This is a genomic window from Sphingobium sp. BYY-5 (assembly GCF_022758885.1).
In the GTDB taxonomy this organism is placed as follows: Bacteria; Pseudomonadota; Alphaproteobacteria; order Sphingomonadales; family Sphingomonadaceae; genus Sphingobium.
This window is the reverse complement of sequence record NZ_JALEBH010000001.1, coordinates 2,707,480-2,724,361: the sequence shown is the minus strand read 5'-3', so window position 1 is coordinate 2,724,361 and position 16,882 is coordinate 2,707,480. Positions and strand designations below refer to the sequence as shown.

Below are 16,882 nucleotides of genomic sequence, written 5' to 3'. Positions count from 1 at the left end.
GAAAAGGCCGCAACCCCTTTCGGAAGTCGCGGCCTTGCCCAGATTCGGAAATAGGATGGGATCAGAAGGAGGCTGTGACCGATCCGACGATGCCCGCCTTGGCGATGTTGCGGCCGCTGGGGCTGAAGCTCGACTTGTCGGTGTCGACATAGGAAACGCCGAAGGTCAGGTGGCTCCAGGTGTAGGTCGCGCCGATATTCCAGTCGGTATATTCCTTGCCGATGGTCAGATAGCTGGGACCGAAGCTGTGGCCCAGATGCGCGGACACGCCCAGCGGCGTATTGGGGATGGAGGCCGACAGGTCGCCCCCGACATAGAGATTATCCTCCTTGCCGTTGCCGACCGACAGCGCCTTCGCCTTGGGCGCGTAATTGACGGTCAGCTTGGCGGTGGCAGGGCCGAACGTGCCCTTTACCGAGGCATAAGGCTCGACGAAGTCGGTATTCGCCCCGCCGGAGCCGGGATAATAATAATAGAGGACGCCGACATCGACCGTGGCCGCGCCGATGGTCTTGGTATAGCCCGCGATCAGGTCCAGCTCCTGGTCGCTGCCCGACGCGACATAATCGTCGATCGAGCTGCCCCAGGTCGACACATAGAGGCCCGAACTATGGCTGACGGTGATGCCGCCCTGCAGGGCGAAGCGCCTGTCGGTCTGCGAAATGCCGCGGAAGCGATAGTCGGTGACGACAGCCGCATTGCCGGTGACGGTGAGATCTGAGGTCGGCGCGTCCTGGGCCATGGCCGGCGCCGAAATGGCGGCAAGAACGCCGATAAGAACAGGGGCCGAGAGGCCGATGATGGACTTACGCATGGGATTCCCCTTGATGGTGGTTCTGCGATCGTCCCGCCTGCGTTCAGACGCCTGCCTCTCTGTTCCCGATCGGGACGGGCGGGCTGCCTCAACGATGCTGGAAATGCCTTTCTACGCTGCGGCGCACAAGAATTTATTGCTGTTTGATGTCTTTTGCTGCCTTAATGTTGCTGGACTGCAACAAGATCGGACAGGCGGCATCGGCCGGTCCCTGTGGTGCATGGGGGGCGGGATAGGGTTTTGGCGATGACGGCGTTTACAAACGCGCTTGCTGAACAGGGGCAAGGGAGGCGTGCGGACCCTATGAAAATCCTCCCCTTCAAGGGAGAGGAATATCAGGGCGGATCGACATTCGGGTTAAAGCAGAAGCCCTGGCTTCATTTTCAACGTCATGCCGGACTTGATCCGGCATCCAGGGCCACAAAGGGCGGCACCTGCGACTCTGGATGCCGGATCAAGCCTGTCCTGAGCCTGCCGAAGGGTCCGGCATGACGGCGTAGGAAGCACCTAATACCGTGAATGTCGATCTTGGCCTAGGTTCGGGATATCTGCTTCCACACGCTCAGCCTGCGTCGCGGATCGCGCGGAAGCGGGCGAGACCGGCGTCGAGGTCCGCGATCAGGTCCGCCGGGTCTTCCAGACCAATATGCAGGCGGACGGCGGGGCCTTCCGCTTGCCATGTCGTCGCACTGCGATAGCGGGCCGGATCGACCGGCAGCGCCAGGCTCTCAAAGCCGCCCCAGCTATAGCCGATGCCGAAATGGGCGAGTCCGTCGATCAGCGCCGCGCGCGCCTGTTCATCGCCGCCGCGCAGGATGAAGGTGAAGAGGCCTGAGGAGCCGCTGAAATCCCGCTGCCACAGCGCATGGCCGGGGCAATCGGGCAGCGCCGGGTGGAGGACGCTGGCGACATCGGGCTGGTCCTTGAGCCAGCGGGCGATGGCGAGCGCGCTGTCCTGATGCTGCCGCAACCGGACGCCCAGCGTGCGCAGCCCGCGCGCGGCGAGCCAGGCGTCGTCGGGGCTGGTCATCTGGCCGAACAGATAGGCGGTCTGGCGGACCTTCGCGAACCAGTCCGCATTGGCGGTGACGCTGCCGATCATCACGTCCGAATGGCCGACAATATATTTGGTGCAGGCGAGGATCGAGATGTCGACGCCATGGGACAAGGCCGGGAAATAGAGCGGCGTCGCCCATGTATTGTCGAGCAGGGTGACGACCCCGTTCGCCCTGGCCCAGGCGGTGATGGCGGGGATGTCCTGCACCTCGAAGGTCAGGCTGCCGGGGCTTTCGAGGAAGATGGCGCGGATGGGGCCAGCCTCAAGATAGGCATCGAACCGGACGGTCGCGGGATCATAATAGACTGTTTCGATGCCGTAATTCTTCAGCAGTTGCTGGCAGAAATTGCGGGTCGGATCATAGGTGCTGTCGACCATCAGCAGCCGGTCGCCGGGCCTGAGCACCGCCATCAGCGCGCAGGCGATCGCCGCCACGCCCGAGGGGAAGAGCATCGTCCCCTCCGCGCCCGGTTCCATTTCGGTGAGCGCATCGGCCAGCGACCAGGCGGTCGGCGTACCCTTGCGCCCGTAGAAGAGGCGCTCATGCGTGCTGCTGCCCGCCGCCTTCCGCAAATGGGCAACATCGTCATAGAGGATGGTCGAGGCGCGCCAGACCGGCGGGCTGACGATGCTGCCGGGCTGGCCGGGCATACCGGTCCATTCGGGCTTGCGGCCCGCCTGCGCCAATCTGGTCAGCGGCTTGCGTTCATCCTTGTCGAAAGCGTCGTCGCTCATGCCGCACCTGTCGCTTTCGGTGTCGCGGGATCGAAGCCCCATTCGGACCAGCTTCCGTCATAGAGGCCGATATCGGTCTTGCCGAGCGATTCGAGGCCCGCGAGCAGGATGGCGGCAGTGACGCCGCTGCCGCAGGTCGTGATGACGGGACGGTTAAGGTCGATGCCAGCGCCTTCATAAAGGGCGCGCAGTTCATCGGGCGATTTCAGGCTGTTGTCGGCCGCGAACAGCGCGGAATAGGGCAGGTTGCGCGATCCGGGAATATGGCCCGACGCCATGCCGGGGCGTGGCTCCGCCTCCGTGCCGGTGAAGCGGCCGGCGCCACGGGCGTCCAGCACCTGGGCGTTACCGCTGTCGATATTGGCGCGCAGATCGGCCTTGGTACGCACCTGCGCGCGGTCGATGCGGGCGACAGCAGTGCCGGGGGCGGGAATGGCGGCACCGCTGTCCGTGGACCGCCCCTCCGCCAGCCATTTGGGCAGGCCGCCGTCGAGAATCGCGGCCGACGCGCCGACACCATAGAGACGCATCATCCACCAGGCGCGCGCGGCGCTGCGGATGGGGCTGTTGTCATAGAGGATGATGCGGCTGTCGGCATCGATGCCCAGCGCCTGGACACGCTGCGTCATCAGCGCGTCGGGCGGCAAGCTATGCGGCGCGGGATCGATCGGGTCGGCCAGCGTATCAAGATCGAGAAAGGCCGCGCCGGGGATATGGGCGGCCTCAAACTCGGCGCGGGCGTCGCGCGGCGTGCCGGGCAGGAACAGGCTGGCATCCAGGATGCGCAAATCCGACTTGCCCAGTTCGGCAGCGAGCCACTCGGTGGAAACGAAGATGGTCATGCGGGTCCCTTATGTCCTTGTTCCTCGGCTTCTTCTAGGCGGGCCTGCCGGGGCTGGAAAGAGATGGCTTCAGGCGGGAGCCAGTTCCGCCGCGGCGCGAGCGGCCGGGCGGCGATATTGGCGCGGTCCTTGATCCAGGCGCAGGGGCGCGAGGCGGGCGGCGCGAGGCTCCTGCTCCTGCCCGACGATGAAGGCGCGCGCGGTGCGGCCATGGCCCAGCGCTTCGTCCTCCACCGCGTCCCAGCGATAGGCGAGGTCGAAGGCGGCGAGCGGGATCAGCAGGCTGCGCTGGCCCATTTCCACCGGCACGATCTGTTCAGGCGACAGGCGCAGTTCGCCAGCAAGCTGACGCGTCTCGCCCGGTTCGATCGACACCGCGCTGTGAAGCGGCAGGCCATCGTCGCCGGCAAAGAAGCCCTGGAGCAACGCCTGCTGCTGCGCGCCCGCATTGCCGACGATGCCGCGGATCAGGATATCCTGCGCGGGGCGGTCGCCGCGATTATGAAGAATGAGGCTGTAGACGATGGTCAGGCCCATCAGCGAATAGCGCGCCTGGCTGACAGCCATGTCCATGTCGAGCCAGGGGCGGCCGGTGGTGGCGATCCGTTGTTCGGGCGCAGCGACTGGCGCTGGCGGCGGGGGAGCGGACTCCACCGGCGCAGGGGGGGCGACAGGGGCAGGCGCGGGCGGTGGAACCTCCACCGCTGGCGGAGCCGGTTCTTCCTCTACCTCTACCGGACGGCGGCGGCGCAACAGCAGGAAAGCAGCCAGCGCGACGAGCGCCAGTGCGCCGCCGATGACCCAGGGCAGCTTGCTCCCCTGCTCCGTCGGTATGGCAGGGACGGCTTCGGGCGTTTCGACGGCGTTGGTCGCCGGCGCGGGAAGCGATGGCGCGATGATGGGCGCGGTTTCGTTCGTTGGTTCGACGGCATTGGTCGGCGCGACCGGTGCGGGCGTCGGTTGCACGGTGGCTGGCGCTTCCCGCTCGGCCGGGCGCGTGGCGCGTGGTTGTTCGGGCGCGGGTCGCACCGGCATCGGACGCGGAGGGGTAGACTGGGGCGTCGGCGCGGGCTGCACGGGAACGGGCGGGGGCACGACGGTCGGCGCCACGACTGGGGGCGCCGTGCGCGGCTGGTCGCGATACACGTCCAGTTCCGGCCCCTGCCGGTTCGGATTGGGCGCCGGGGCAGTGCCGGCGGGCGGCAGGGAAAATGTCGGAGCCGGCTCCTGTGCCTGCTGCGCATGAACAGGCGCAGCCAGCAACAACGGCGCGGCGGCAAGAAGAAACAGACGAACCGGGAACCCCATCCCGCCGCCAAGGCACAAGAATGACTGAACCGCAAGTGAACAATGCGGAACGATGACATCAAGCGTGCGATGGCGTAGACGGCGCGGCATGACTGACCTTTCCTCGACTCCGCTGCATCTGGGCCAGACCAGTGCGCTTCCCGCCCGGCCGGAAGAGGCCGTGCTGGATTATGTTCCCAATCCGCGCCCCGGCAAGCCCTATCTGGTGCGCTTCACCGCGCCCGAATTCACCTCGCTCTGCCCGGTGACGGGCCAGCCCGACTTCGCCCATCTGGTGATCGACTATGCGCCGGGCGGAACAATCGTCGAATCCAAGTCGCTGAAGCTGTTCCTGGGCGCCTTCCGCAACCATGCCGCCTTCCACGAGGATTGCACCGTGGGCATCGGCGAGCGGCTGTTCACCGAGATGCAGCCGATCTGGCTGCGCATCGGCGGTTACTGGTATCCGCGCGGCGGCATCCCAATCGACGTTTTCTGGCAATCGGGCGAACCACCGGCCGGACTGTGGCTGCCGTCGCAGGACGTACCGGGCTATCGCGGGCGGGGCTAAGAGTCTGTTTGAAAATGCGCATTTTGAGACCGCACCGGCCTTCAAACGAGGCACGTGACTCGTTTGAAGGCCGGTGCCGCAATGCGCCGATAGGCGCATTTTCAAACAAATTCTAAGCCGCCTCCTCACCGGAAGACTGCCTCTTTCTTCTCCGCGTCTCCGCGCCTCCGCGCGAACCAAATTTGTTCACGCGGAGGCGCGGAGACGCGGAGGGACAGGCACCGGTTGCGCGGTATGGCAGCACAAGGTTCATTGCCTGCGGCGCTTCCTGCTTGACGAACGGCCAACAGGGTTCGACCAACGACATTCTCTTGCGGATAGTTCACTTGACCCCCGTGGCGAAAGGACCGATCCCGCGTTCATAGCGGCGCGTGATAGTGTCTCATTGCGCCTTTCAAGACGTGTCGGAGTCTGAAATCTTATGTCCTTCTCCAAAATCCTGCCGCTGCTGATCGCGGCCGCCCCGATCGCCCTGGCCACCCCCGCACTGGCGCAGGGCGCCGCGCCCACCGGTCCGGCGGCGGACATCACCACCCAGTTGCCGCGCGGCGCCGCGCCCAGCCATTATGCGATCGAGGTGACGCCCGACGCGGCGAATCTGACATTCACCGGCAAGGTGACGATCGACGTCAGCGTCGCCGCGACATTGCCCGCGCTGGTGCTGAACGCCGCCGACCTGACCTTCTCCACCGTCACCCTGACCCCGGCGAAAGGCCAGGCGATCACCGGCACGGCAAAGATCGACGCCGATGCGCAGACCGTGACCTTCGATTTCGGCAAGCCGATCCAGCCGGGCAGCTACAAGCTCAACGTCACCTATGCCGGCGTCATCAACCAGCAGGCCAATGGCCTGTTCGCGCTCGACTATACCGACAATGCGGGGGCCGCGAAGCGCGCGCTCTTCACCCAGTTCGAAGCGCCCGACGCCCGCCGCTTCGTGCCGAGCTTCGACGAACCGAGCTACAAGGCGACCTTCGACCTGTCGGCCGTCGTCCCGGCGGACCAACTGGCGGTCGGCAACATGCCGGTCAAAACAAGCAAGGATCTGGGCGGAGCGAAGAAGCTGGTGACGTTCGGCACCAGCCCGAAAATGTCCTCCTACCTGCTGTTCTTCGGCCTGGGCGAACTGGACCGCGCGACCAAGATGGCCGGGCCGACCGAAGTCGGCGTCATCACCGGCAGGGGCAATACCGGCAAGGCGCAACTGGCGCTCGATGCGTCGGCGGCGATCCTGCCTTATTATAACGACTATTTCGGCGTTCCCTTCCCCCTGCCCAAGCTGGATAATGTCGCCGGGCCGGGCCAGAGCCAGTTTTTCAGCGCGATGGAGAATTGGGGTGCGATCTTCACCTTCGAACGCGCTCTGCTGGTCGATCCGCGCTTCACCTCCGAAGAGACGCGCCGCACCATCTACGAAATCGTCGCGCATGAAATGGCGCACCAATGGTTCGGCGACCTCGTCACCATGGCCTGGTGGGACGATCTCTGGCTGAACGAGGGCTTTGCGAGCTGGATGGCGACCAAGGTCACGGACAAGCTGAACCCGCAATGGGAAACCCTGCTCTCCCGCGTCGACGGGCGCGAGGCCGCGATGAGCCTGGATGCGCTCAGGACCACCCATCCCGTGGTGCAGAAAATCCATACGGTGGACGAGGTGAACCAGGCGTTCGACGCCATCACCTATCAGAAGGGCGAAGCCGTCATCACCATGCTGGAAGGCTATGCCGGCGAGGATGTCTGGCGCAGCGGCATCCGCAGCTACATGAAGGCCCACGCCTATGGCAACACCGTGACCGACGACCTGTGGAAGGCGGTCGAGGGCGCAGGTGCCACAGGGCTGGTCAGCATCGCGCATGACTTCACGTCCAAGCCGGGCATTCCGCTGGTCAAGGTGGAGAGCGCCCAGTGCCAGGGCGGCAACACGCTGCTGACGCTGAGCCAGGGCGAGTTCAGCCGCGACGCCAAAGACAAGGCGCCGCAAAGCTGGAACGTGCCGGTGAAGGCGCAGACGCTGGGCGGCGAGGCGCAACGCCTGATCCTGACCGGCGGCAGGGGGCAGGTCACGCTGCCGGGTTGTGGCGCCTATGTCATCAATGCGGGGCAGACGGGCTATTATCGCTCGCTCTATCCCGAAGCGAACGTCAAGGCGCTGGCCAGGGATTTCGGCACGCTCGCCAGCATCGACCAGACCGGCCTGCTGGCCGACAATTTCCAGCTCGCGCTGGGCGGATATCAACCGGTCGGGCTGGCGCTGGACCTGGTCGACGCGGTGCCCGCCAACGGCAGCCCGGCAGTGCTGGCCGAGGTGCCCGGCTATCTCAAGAGCAGCTATGACATGCTGGAGGGCGATGCGACCGGCCAGGCGCGGGTCGCGGCCTATGCGTCGAAGAAGCTGACCCCGGTGCTGGCGGCGATCGGCTATGACGCCAAGGCCGGTGAAAGCCCGCAGGTGCCGGTGCTGCGCTCCAGCCTGATCGCGACCCTGGGCAGCATGGGCGACAAGGCCGTGGTGGCCAAAGCGAACAAGCGCTTCGCCGCGCTGGCGGGCAATCCGGCCGCGCTGGACGGGCCGCTGCGCAACGTCTGGCTGGGCATTATCGCGCAAAATGCCGACCAGGCGACCTGGGACAGACTGCGCGTCATGGCCAGGGGCGCGAAGAGCGACCTGGAAAAGAGCACGCTCTATGCGCTGCTGGGCAAGGCGAAGGACGAGAAGCTGGGAAGCCAGGCGCTCGACCTCGCCCTGACCGACGAACCGGGCAAGACCACCAGCGCCGCGATCATCGGACAGGTCGGCGCGGCGCATCCGATGCAGGCGGTGGACTATGTGCTGGCGCACAAGGCGCAATATGAGGCGCTGATCGACGTGTCGGCGCGCAGCCAGGCCCTTGCGCGGCTGGGCGGCGGATCGGCCGACCCGGCGATGGTGACGAAGCTGGACGCCTATGCGACCCAGTATCTGACGCCCGAATCGCGCAAGGTGGTCGACCGCGCGATCGCCGCGATCAAGACGCGGATCGAGACGCGAAGCCGGTTGAAGGCGCCCACCAACGCCTGGTTCGCGGCGAAGAAATAAGCGGAAAAAGGAAAGGGCGGCTCGAAAGGCCGCCCTTTTTTTGACTTGGGAATGGGGTGGGCAGGGTACAGTCGGCTTGGTTATCGCACGTCGATATCAACGATGATCCGCCTGATCCTGCCCTCCGAAGTGGCATTGTTGATGACGAGCTTGTCGTGACCATGGAAACCGGCATCAGCGGTATAGAAAGCCTGCTTCCCCGGCGACTTTTGCCTGTCACATGATGCGCGCGGATTAGGCTGAACGAAATTGGGATAGAAGAGGTCGTCGGAGATGCGGACCTGACCGTGGCGAGGCTGATCCAGAATCTGGGTGGTCATCGTACCGGCTGCGGTGCAGTCGGGATTCAAAAGCGTTGCCCACCATATCCGTACCTGCTGCCCGGCGATTGCGGCTTTCGAAATATGTACGTCGTCATAGCCCTTTGGCGACGTCGATCCGACTTTGCGAACGAGGTAGGTTTGAGCCGTTCCGCTACTTGGAAGCAGCGTTGCCGCGAGAATCGTGCCAGCAATGATATGCAAGCAAGTAGCAGGCCGCATCATAAACAACCTCCCTGTCGGGTTCGCGTCGAAGAATATCGACGTTGCAAAGCCAGGCAAAGCGCCAGCATCAAAAGTTGCCAATTTGTAATGTAAGGGGCAGTGGCAAGATTGGAGCCAGCTGCGTCGGATTGAACGCAGCGTGCTCTAAGTCTGGTCACGGGCAAGGCCATTTCGACATGGATGGCAAAAACTGGCCGTCTTCGATCATCCTCCTCTGTAAGGGGAGGGTTTATGTCCGCATTTGCCTACGCCGCCCGGCTTGGGCCTGCCTTATTCCTGCAACGACACGCCGGGGCTGCGCGGATCGGCGGCGCCGACCCAGCGGCCGTCGGGCATCCGTTCGGCGGCATTGGCCTTGAGACCGAGGCGGCTGACGGTCACGCGATGGCCCAGCTTCTCCAGCGGCGTCTTCATCGCCTCCAGCGACGTCCCCTGCTCCAGCACCAGCCCGTTGCCGTCGAAGAAGATCAGGCCCTGGGCGATCGAATCCTGCGCGGACAGGCCCCAGTCGAAATGGGCGATCAGCGCCTTGGCCACCTGCATGATGATGGTCTTGCCGCCCGCCGCGCCGACGGTGAAGATGGGCATCCCCTTCTCGTCATAGACGATGGTCGGCGACATGGACGACAGCGGCCGCTTACCGGCCTCCACCCGGTTGGCGACGGGCGCGCCGTCCTTTTCCGGGGACAGACTGAAATCGGTCAGTTCGTTGTTGAGGATGACGCCATTGGCCACCAGCTGGCTGCCGAAGAAGCTCTCGATGGTGGAGGTCCAGGCGGCGATGTCGCCATCATGATCCACCGCGACGAAATGGCTGGTGCCGCTTTCGGGCTGGGGCAGCGCGGTGGTGCGCGGCTGCGCGCCGGGCGGGGTGCCGGGCCTGTAGGCGGTCAGCGCCTTGTTCAGCCGGATCAGCGCGGAACGCTGCTTCAGGTAAGCGGGGTCGATCATGCCGCTGAGCGGCACCGACACGAAGTCGGGATCGCCCAGCCAGGTGTCGCGGTCGGCATAGGCAAGCTGCATCGCTTCGCCGATCACATGCCAGGATCGCGGATCGTCCTTGCCCCACTGCGCCAGCGGGAAGCGTTCGACCATGCTCAATATCTCCAGCACGGTGACGCCGCCCGAAGAGACCGGCCCCATGCCGCACACGGTATAGACGCGATATCTGCCGCAAACGGGCTTGCGCGGCTTGGCCTGGTAGCCGGCGATGTCCGCTTCCGTCATCGGCACCGGATTTTTCGGCGCGTTGGTGACGGCGGCGGCGATCATCGTCGCATTCTCGCCCTTGTAGAAGGCGTCCGGCCCTTCCGCCGCGATGCGTTTGAACAGGGCGGCAAGCGGCGGGTTCTTGAGGATCGTGCCCTTGGGCGCGGGCTTGCCGTCGATCCAGAAATATTTCTGGATCTCGGGGAAGTCAGCCCAGATCGGCGCAACCGCCCGCATCGCGGTGTCGAGCCGCTCGCGCACCTCGAACCCTTCCTCCGCATAACGGATGGCGGGCTGGAACAGGTCGGCCCAGGGCAGCTTGCCCCATTTGCTGTGCGCGTCCCAGGCAAGGCGCAGATTGCCCGGCACGCCGACCGAATAACCGCCCGGCCAGGCGTCGCGGAAGGCGAGCGGCTTTCCATCGGGACCGATGAAGCGATCGGGCCGGGCGGCGGCCGGCGCCGTCTCGCGCCCGTCGATCGATTCCAGCACGCCGGTCCGGCCGTCATGATGCATCAGGAAGCCGCCGCCGCCGATGCCGCTATTATGCGGCTCCACGACATTGAGCGCCAGCATCATCGCGATTGCGGCGTCGGTGGCGCTGCCGCCCTTGCGCAGGATTTCCTGCCCCGCCTGCGCGGCGCGCGGGTCGGCGGCGGAGACGGTGGCGTTGGTCGATACCGGCTCGCGCGCCGCAAGCGGAGCGGGGAGGAAAGCAACCAGAGCGAAGGAGGCCAGCAGGCCGGACAAGCGGGAGATCATGGCCCGCACCCTACCGCCCCGGTTGCGTTTCGCAACCCGCCTTCGCGCCTTTCAGGCGTCGATGCCGATCGCCTGCTCTATGGTGGCGATGCCGTCGCGCGCCATCCGCGCCTTGAGGCCCGCATTGATCCGCCGGGCCAGATACGGCCCCTCATAGACCAGCGCGCTATAGAGCTGCACCAGCGACGCCCCGGCGCGGATGCGGGCATAGGCCTGGTCGGCGTTGGCGATGCCGCCCACCCCGATCAGCGGCAGGCGCGCGCCCAGCAGGCGACGGAAATCCTTGAGCCGCGCCAGCGACAGGTCGGTGAGCGGCGCACCCGACAGCCCCCCCGCCTCCCCCGCATGGGCCGATCGCAGCGCGGGCCGGGTGATGGTGGTGTTGGACACGATCAGCGCGTCGATCCGGTGGTCGAGGCAGGCGGCGGCGATATCTTCCACATCGGCCGGCTCCAGGTCGGGCGCGACCTTCAGGAAGATCGGCGTCGTGCCGCTGCCGCGCGCGGCCATGACCGCGCCCAGCAACTGGTCGAGCGCGGCGCGATCCTGCAACGCGCGCAGGCCGGGCGTATTGGGGGAGGAGATGTTGACCGTCAGATAATCGGCCAGCGGCGCCATGCAGGTGACGCCGGTCACATAGTCGGCGACGCCGCGTCCCGCAGCGGTCGCATCCTTGTTCGCACCGATATTGATGCCGATGACGGGGCCGTCGCCCGCCGGACGGCGGTAACGGGCGATGCGGTCCGCCGCCGCGCCCTGCCCGCCATTGTTGAAGCCGAACCGGTTGATGACCGCGCGATCCTCCACCAGGCGGAACAGGCGCGGCTGCGGGTTGCCGGGCTGGGCGAGCGGGGTCAGCGTGCCCAGTTCGGCAAAGCCGAAGCCGAGGCCATGCATCTTGTGCGCGATGCGGCCATCCTTGTCATAGCCCGCCGCCAGCCCCACCGGATTGGGAAAGCGGATGCCCGCCACCGTCGTTTCCAGCATCGGATCGACCGCCAGCGGCTTTGGCGTCGGCATCATCCGCAGGGCGGCGATCGAGAGATGATGGGCGCGTTCGGCATCGAGCGCGAAGAGGAGGGGACGGATCAGGCGATAGGACATGGGCGGGGCTATGCCAGCGGCGTGCGCGCCCGTCGAGTCACTGTGGCGGAAGGGCCACATCCGGTCCCTCATGACATTTCATGACAGGAAACGTCATGAATGAGACTGTTTGAGACGGAAAAATGTCCGATCCATCCAATAATATTTCCCTGATTCGGACGTAAAGCAGCCTTGCGACCCGAAGGCTCTTAGGCCCATGGCCGATGAGACCTTTTCCTGACCCGGCGGTGCTGAACCGTCGGGTCATTTTTTTCCGGCATGGGAACAAGGCGTGAAAAAGACGCTTTTTCAATCCTGTCGCTTGCGTCGGGGCAAAATTGGCGCATAGTTCTCGCCTGGGGTGAAGAATATGGGGTTGCATCCATCAAATGAGCCGGGGAGCAATGTCGCTCTTCCGGACGCCAGAGGACCGCTTTCCTACACGGTCGCCGCGGCACAGGGACCGGTTCGGCTGCGCTATTTCGCACCGCCTGAACATTTGCGCGCCTATTTCGGTTCACTCTACCTCTTCACCGTCACCGCCGATCAATATTCCGACGCAACCCGTGCCGATGTGCCACAATTGCGTTTCATGCTGGCGGGCGGCGGCAATTATCATTTCCAGGACGGCGCGGTCATGGCGACGCCGCAGGTCTGCCTGCTGGGGCCGACCATGGGCGCGACCCGTTTCGCGCTGGAAGGCCAGGCGCGGGTCCTTGGCATATCGCTGCTTCCGGCCGGCTGGATGTCGCTTCATGGCGGCGATGCGAACATCCTCGCCGACCGGCTGTGCGACATGGCGACCGATCGCGGGTCGGCCTATGCCTCGCTGCTCGACCGGTTGCGCAAGATGGACGACAGCCAGGCCGAAGAGATGGCGGCGCTGTGCTGGAAGGAACTTGGCCGCCTGACCAAGCCGGTGCGCAAGGCGACATGGGCGTTGCTTGGGGCGGTCGACGCCTGGTTGATGGACGAAGGATCGCCACGGATCGAGGCGCTGGTGGAGACCACCGAACTGTCGCCACGCCAACTCGCCCGCCTCACCAACAAATATTATGGCGCCCCGCCCAAGCTGCTGGCGCGCAAATATCGCGCGCTGCGCTGTTCGGCGCGAATCGCGCTGGACGGCGAAAGCTGGCAGCAATTATGCGATGAGGGCGGCTTTTACGACCAGTCGCATTTCATCCGTGAAATCAAGCATTTCATCGGCCTCACCCCACATCAGTTGCAGACCGAGCCATCGGCCGTGGCGCAACTTACCCTGCTACGCCGTTCGCTTGGCGGCGATGTGGCCGTGCTCAACCGGTTGAGTTGACCTTATCCTGTCCTTGTCGGCGCATTTTCGTGCAGAATTTCCTTGATTAAGCGCCCGCTTGCGACCACATGCACCCAATCGGATGGAATCGGTCCGATTTGAGAATGGTTCGCAACGGATATGAAATTATCGAGCTTCGCTGACTATGCGGTCGTGTTGATGTCCGCCGCCGCGCGCCATTGCGGAGCGGCCAGGATGAACGCGACCACGCTGTCGGCTGAAACCGGTATCCCCCTGCCCACCGCGCAGAAGCTGGTGAGCCGGCTGTCGGCGGCGGGGCTGCTCGAATCGAGCCGGGGCACGGGCGGTGGCGTGCGCCTCTCCCGCCCGCCCGCTGCGATCACCCTGGCCGATGTGGTGGAAGCGGTCGAAGGACCGATCGCCATGACCGCCTGTAGCGAAATGGGCACGCATGACTGCAATCTGGAACAGGATTGCCGCATCCGCCCGCACATGAATGTGGCGAACAACGCGATCCGCGAAGCGCTTGCGAGCGTAACCATCGCCAGCCTGACACGAGAAATGGCATGACCGAAGAAGCAACGACCGTTCGCAACCTCGAAGCGCAGGAGGCCGCCGACCGCGCCTCCACCTACGAGCATGGCTGGTCATCGGCCATCGAGCAGGACTTCGCGCCCAAGGGGCTGAACGAAGATACCGTCCGCTTCATCTCCGCCAAGAAGAAGGAGCCGCAATGGCTGCTCGACTGGCGCCTGAAAGCCTTCGCCATGTGGCAGAAGATGGAAGCGCCGGACTGGGCCAAGCTCAACGTGCCGCCGATCGATTATCAGGACGCCTATTATTACGCCGAGCCGAAGAAGAAGGCCGAGCTGGAGTCGCTGGATGAGGTCGATCCGGAGATTTTGGCGACCTATCAGAAGCTGGGCATCCCCATCGCCGAGCAGGAAGTGCTGGCCGGGGTGAAGGGCAGCCGCAAGGTCGCGGTGGACGCGGTGTTCGACAGCGTCTCGGTCGCCACAACCTTCCGCAAGGAGCTGGAGGAAGCGGGCGTCATCTTCCGCTCGATCTCCGAAGCCGTGCGCGAATATCCCGACCTAGTGAAAAAGTGGATGGGCAAGGTCGTGCCGATGCACGACAATTATTTCGCCACATTGAACTGCGCGGTCTTTTCCGACGGCACCTTCGTCTACATTCCCAAGGGCGTGCGCTGCCCGATGGAACTCAGCACCTATTTCCGCATCAATGCGGAGAATACGGGGCAGTTCGAGCGCACCCTGATCGTCGCGGACGAAGGGAGCTATGTGAGCTATCTCGAAGGCTGCACCGCGCCGATGCGCGACGAGAATCAGCTCCACGCCGCCGTGGTCGAGCTGGTCGCGCTGGACGATGCGGAGATCAAATATTCGACCGTCCAGAACTGGTATCCGGGCGATGAGAATGGCAAGGGCGGCATCTATAATTTCGTGACCAAGCGCGCGCTCTGCCAGGGCCGCAACAGCAAGGTCAGTTGGACCCAGGTCGAAACCGGCAGCGCGATTACGTGGAAATATCCAAGCTGCGTGCTGAACGGCGAGAATAGCGTAGGGGAGTTCTACTCCGTCGCGCTGACCAATAATCTGCAACAGGCCGATACTGGCACCAAGATGATCCACAATGGCAAGGGGTCACGCTCGACCATCGTGTCCAAGGGGATCAGCGCCGGACGTTCGAACAACACCTATCGCGGGCTGGTGCGCGTGGCGCCCGGCGCGGAAGGCGTGCGCAACTTCACCCAATGCGACAGCCTGCTGCTGGGCGACCAGTGCGGCGCGCACACCGTACCCTATATCGAGGTGCGCAATCCCAGCGCGCAGATCGAGCATGAGGCGACCACCAGCAAGATCAGCGACGACCAGCTTTTCTACGCGATGCAGCGCGGGCTGGACGCGGAAAGCGCCGTGTCGCTGATCGTCAACGGCTTCGCCCGCGAAGTGCTGCAACAGCTTCCCATGGAGTTTGCCGTTGAGGCGCAGAAGCTGCTGGGGATCAGCCTGGAAGGGTCGGTCGGTTGATCGACCAGACCCTCTGGATCAGGCACGCCGCCTAAACTCCCCTTCAGGGGAGGGGCTTTTTGAGATCAACGAGAAGACGAGCAACAGATGAGCGACGAAGACGATATTCAGGATGCCCTCGCGGATTTCGCGGAGGATGTCGGCAATGGCCAGGCATGGACCGCCGCGATCCGTATCCTGACCGAGGATTATGAGCTGGAAGAGGGCGAGCTGGAACCGCGCGCGCTCAAGGATTTCGGCGATCTCGATGCGTTCGAGGCGGAAAGCCGTGCCGCGCTGGAGAAGGGCGACGTCGCCTTCACCGAGAAGCTGCGCACCGACAAGGCGTTCCACAAGGCGAAAGCGCCCAACCTCGCCCGCATGGGCCCGGTCAGCGAATTTGTCGTCGCCCTGCTGGAAAAGGGCGCGCCCGAACCCGGTGCCGACTGGTGGCCCTATATGCCGATCAAGCGTCATATCGACACGCTGTTCCCCGCGCCGGGCGATGTGCGCGACATGGCCTTCTGGACCGCACGGACGCTCCAGCGCGCGCATGAGGGATAAATGACGCCGGGTGCTGCATCTTTAATCCTCCCCTGTAAGGTTCAGCAGAGGCGCGTGACTCTGCTGAAGGGGACCGGCGGAGCCGGTGGAGGGGTGTCACCCCTCTCGATAGCGGGACACCCCTCCGTCAGGCCTTTGGCCTGCCACCTCCCCTTACAGGGGAGGATCGAAACTCAAGCCGCACTGCCGGGACAAATTGATGCTTAATATCGACAACCTCACCAACGAAATCGACGGCAAGGCGATCCTGAAAGGCCTGTCGCTCTCCATCAACGCGGGCGAAATCCACGCGATCATGGGGCCGAACGGCGCGGGCAAGTCGACGCTGGCCTATACGCTGGGCGGCCGTCCCGGCTATGACGTGACCAGCGGCGCCGCGACGTTCGAGGGCACAGACCTGTTCGAACTGGAGCCGCATGAGCGCGCCGCCGCCGGCCTGTTCCTGGGCTTCCAATATCCCGTCGAAATCCCCGGCGTGTCCAACCTGCAATTCCTGCGCGAGAGCCTGAACAGCCAGCGCCGTGCGCGCGGCGAAAAGGAATATAATGGCGGCGAGTTCATAAAGCTGGCCAAGGAAAAGGCCGGCCTCCTCGGCCTCGACATGGAAATGTTGAAGCGCCCGGTGAATGTCGGCTTTTCGGGCGGCGAAAAGAAGCGCGCCGAAATGGTGCAGATGGGCATTCTCGACCCGAAGCTGGCGATCCTGGACGAAACCGACTCCGGCCTCGACATCGACGCGCTCAAGATCGTGGGCGCAGGGATCAACAGCATCATGCGCAAGCCGGACAAGGCGGTGCTGCTCATCACCCATTATCAGCGCCTGCTGGACTATGTGAAGCCGGACTTCGTGCATGTGCTGGCGGCGGGCCGGATCGTGAAGTCGGGCGGCCCCGAACTCGCGCTGGAACTGGAGCGTGAGGGCTATGCGGAGGTGGTTGCCGCATGAGCGCCGCCGGCATCTCTCTTTCTCTCCGCGTCTCCGCGCCTCCGCGTGAACAAATTTTTCTCACGCGGAGCCGCGGAGCCGCGGA

General features: G+C 64.6%; 15 protein-coding genes. 8 read left to right on the top strand and 7 right to left on the bottom strand.

Annotation, left to right across the window (positions count from 1 at the left end; genetic code table 11):
• Nucleotides 1-61: 61 nt before the first annotated feature.
• Entirely contained in the window at nucleotides 62-814 is a 753-nt protein-coding gene (locus MOK15_RS13085) for a TorF family putative porin (protein ID WP_242932014.1), read from the bottom strand.
• A gap of 303 nt (nucleotides 815-1,117) precedes the next feature.
• On the opposite strand from MOK15_RS13085, the gene MOK15_RS13080 reads away from it, so the two are divergent.
• Nucleotides 1,118-1,306, top strand: coding sequence for a hypothetical protein (locus tag MOK15_RS13080; RefSeq protein ID WP_242932013.1), 189 nt, complete (start codon nucleotides 1,118-1,120; stop codon nucleotides 1,304-1,306).
• Nucleotides 1,307-1,376: 70 nt separating this feature from the next.
• Here MOK15_RS13080 and metC read toward each other — a convergent pair whose 3' ends face one another.
• From metC to MOK15_RS13065, 3 genes are all read right to left on the bottom strand, one after another.
• On the bottom strand, nucleotides 1,377-2,606 hold the full coding sequence (gene metC / locus MOK15_RS13075) for a cystathionine beta-lyase (RefSeq protein ID WP_242932012.1): 1,230 nt from the start codon (nucleotides 2,604-2,606) through the stop codon (nucleotides 1,377-1,379).
• Nucleotides 2,603-3,448 carry a 3-mercaptopyruvate sulfurtransferase gene (gene sseA, locus MOK15_RS13070; protein ID WP_242932011.1) on the bottom strand — a complete coding sequence of 282 codons (846 nt, stop codon included), beginning with the start codon at nucleotides 3,446-3,448 and terminating at the stop codon, nucleotides 2,603-2,605. Before sseA ends, metC begins: the two co-directional genes overlap by 4 nt.
• Nucleotides 3,449-3,517: 69 nt before the next feature.
• Complete coding sequence (locus MOK15_RS13065; protein WP_242932010.1) at nucleotides 3,518-4,756, bottom strand: hypothetical protein; 1,239 nt, start codon at nucleotides 4,754-4,756, stop codon at nucleotides 3,518-3,520.
• An 88-nt stretch (nucleotides 4,757-4,844) separates the two neighbouring features.
• Between MOK15_RS13065 and queF the strand changes: the two genes are divergently transcribed.
• Together queF and MOK15_RS13055 are read left to right on the top strand one after the other, a co-directional pair.
• Nucleotides 4,845-5,306, top strand: a complete 462-nt coding sequence (gene queF / locus MOK15_RS13060) for a preQ(1) synthase (protein ID WP_242932009.1) — start codon at nucleotides 4,845-4,847, stop codon at nucleotides 5,304-5,306.
• Nucleotides 5,307-5,727: 421 nt separating this feature from the next.
• A complete protein-coding gene (locus MOK15_RS13055; protein ID WP_242932008.1) occupies nucleotides 5,728-8,382 on the top strand; it encodes a M1 family metallopeptidase in 2,655 nt (884 codons plus the stop codon).
• A gap of 80 nt (nucleotides 8,383-8,462) precedes the next feature.
• Here the strand turns inward: MOK15_RS13055 and MOK15_RS13050 are convergent, their stop codons facing one another.
• The 3 genes from MOK15_RS13050 to MOK15_RS13040 form a co-directional block, all read right to left on the bottom strand.
• A complete protein-coding gene (locus tag MOK15_RS13050) occupies nucleotides 8,463-9,008 on the bottom strand; it encodes a hypothetical protein (protein WP_242932007.1) in 546 nt (181 codons plus the stop codon).
• Between the two features lie 189 nt (nucleotides 9,009-9,197).
• Nucleotides 9,198-10,898, bottom strand: coding sequence for a gamma-glutamyltransferase (ggt, locus tag MOK15_RS13045; protein WP_242932006.1), 1,701 nt, complete (start codon nucleotides 10,896-10,898; stop codon nucleotides 9,198-9,200).
• A 51-nt stretch (nucleotides 10,899-10,949) separates the two neighbouring features.
• Nucleotides 10,950-12,002 (bottom strand): quinone-dependent dihydroorotate dehydrogenase, encoded by a 1,053-nt coding sequence (locus MOK15_RS13040; protein WP_242932005.1) that lies wholly within the window; start codon nucleotides 12,000-12,002, stop codon nucleotides 10,950-10,952.
• 349 nt (nucleotides 12,003-12,351) lie between these two features.
• On the opposite strand from MOK15_RS13040, the gene MOK15_RS13035 reads away from it, so the two are divergent.
• The 5 genes from MOK15_RS13035 to sufC all read left to right on the top strand — a co-directional run bounded on the left by MOK15_RS13035 (nucleotide 12,352) and on the right by sufC (nucleotide 16,797).
• Entirely contained in the window at nucleotides 12,352-13,296 is a 945-nt protein-coding gene (locus MOK15_RS13035) for a helix-turn-helix domain-containing protein (RefSeq protein ID WP_242932004.1), read from the top strand.
• A gap of 120 nt (nucleotides 13,297-13,416) precedes the next feature.
• On the top strand, nucleotides 13,417-13,827 hold the full coding sequence (locus MOK15_RS13030; protein WP_242932003.1) for an Rrf2 family transcriptional regulator: 411 nt from the start codon (nucleotides 13,417-13,419) through the stop codon (nucleotides 13,825-13,827).
• Nucleotides 13,824-15,308 (top strand): Fe-S cluster assembly protein SufB, encoded by a 1,485-nt coding sequence (gene sufB, locus MOK15_RS13025; protein WP_242932002.1) that lies wholly within the window; start codon nucleotides 13,824-13,826, stop codon nucleotides 15,306-15,308. The genes MOK15_RS13030 and sufB overlap by 4 nt, the downstream gene beginning before the upstream one ends.
• A gap of 87 nt (nucleotides 15,309-15,395) precedes the next feature.
• Complete coding sequence (locus tag MOK15_RS13020) at nucleotides 15,396-15,851, top strand: hypothetical protein (protein ID WP_242932001.1); 456 nt, start codon at nucleotides 15,396-15,398, stop codon at nucleotides 15,849-15,851.
• 199 nt (nucleotides 15,852-16,050) lie between these two features.
• Nucleotides 16,051-16,797, top strand: coding sequence for a Fe-S cluster assembly ATPase SufC (sufC, locus tag MOK15_RS13015; protein ID WP_242932000.1), 747 nt, complete (start codon nucleotides 16,051-16,053; stop codon nucleotides 16,795-16,797).
• Nucleotides 16,798-16,882: the final 85 nt, after the last annotated feature.

Coding starts and splice junctions, on each gene's coding strand:
- MOK15_RS13085 (WP_242932014.1), bottom strand. CDS start 814: ATGCGTAAGTCCATCATCGGCCTCTCGGCCCCTGTTCTTATCGGCGTT.
- MOK15_RS13080 (WP_242932013.1), top strand. CDS start 1,118: ATGAAAATCCTCCCCTTCAAGGGAGAGGAATATCAGGGCGGATCGACA.
- metC (WP_242932012.1), bottom strand. CDS start 2,606: ATGAGCGACGACGCTTTCGACAAGGATGAACGCAAGCCGCTGACCAGA.
- sseA (WP_242932011.1), bottom strand. CDS start 3,448: ATGACCATCTTCGTTTCCACCGAGTGGCTCGCTGCCGAACTGGGCAAG.
- MOK15_RS13065 (WP_242932010.1), bottom strand. CDS start 4,756: ATGGGGTTCCCGGTTCGTCTGTTTCTTCTTGCCGCCGCGCCGTTGTTG.
- queF (WP_242932009.1), top strand. CDS start 4,845: ATGACTGACCTTTCCTCGACTCCGCTGCATCTGGGCCAGACCAGTGCG.
- MOK15_RS13055 (WP_242932008.1), top strand. CDS start 5,728: ATGTCCTTCTCCAAAATCCTGCCGCTGCTGATCGCGGCCGCCCCGATC.
- ggt (WP_242932006.1), bottom strand. CDS start 10,898: ATGATCTCCCGCTTGTCCGGCCTGCTGGCCTCCTTCGCTCTGGTTGCT.
- MOK15_RS13040 (WP_242932005.1), bottom strand. CDS start 12,002: ATGTCCTATCGCCTGATCCGTCCCCTCCTCTTCGCGCTCGATGCCGAA.
- MOK15_RS13035 (WP_242932004.1), top strand. CDS start 12,352: ATGGGGTTGCATCCATCAAATGAGCCGGGGAGCAATGTCGCTCTTCCG.
- MOK15_RS13030 (WP_242932003.1), top strand. CDS start 13,417: ATGAAATTATCGAGCTTCGCTGACTATGCGGTCGTGTTGATGTCCGCC.
- sufB (WP_242932002.1), top strand. CDS start 13,824: ATGACCGAAGAAGCAACGACCGTTCGCAACCTCGAAGCGCAGGAGGCC.
- MOK15_RS13020 (WP_242932001.1), top strand. CDS start 15,396: ATGAGCGACGAAGACGATATTCAGGATGCCCTCGCGGATTTCGCGGAG.
- sufC (WP_242932000.1), top strand. CDS start 16,051: ATGCTTAATATCGACAACCTCACCAACGAAATCGACGGCAAGGCGATC.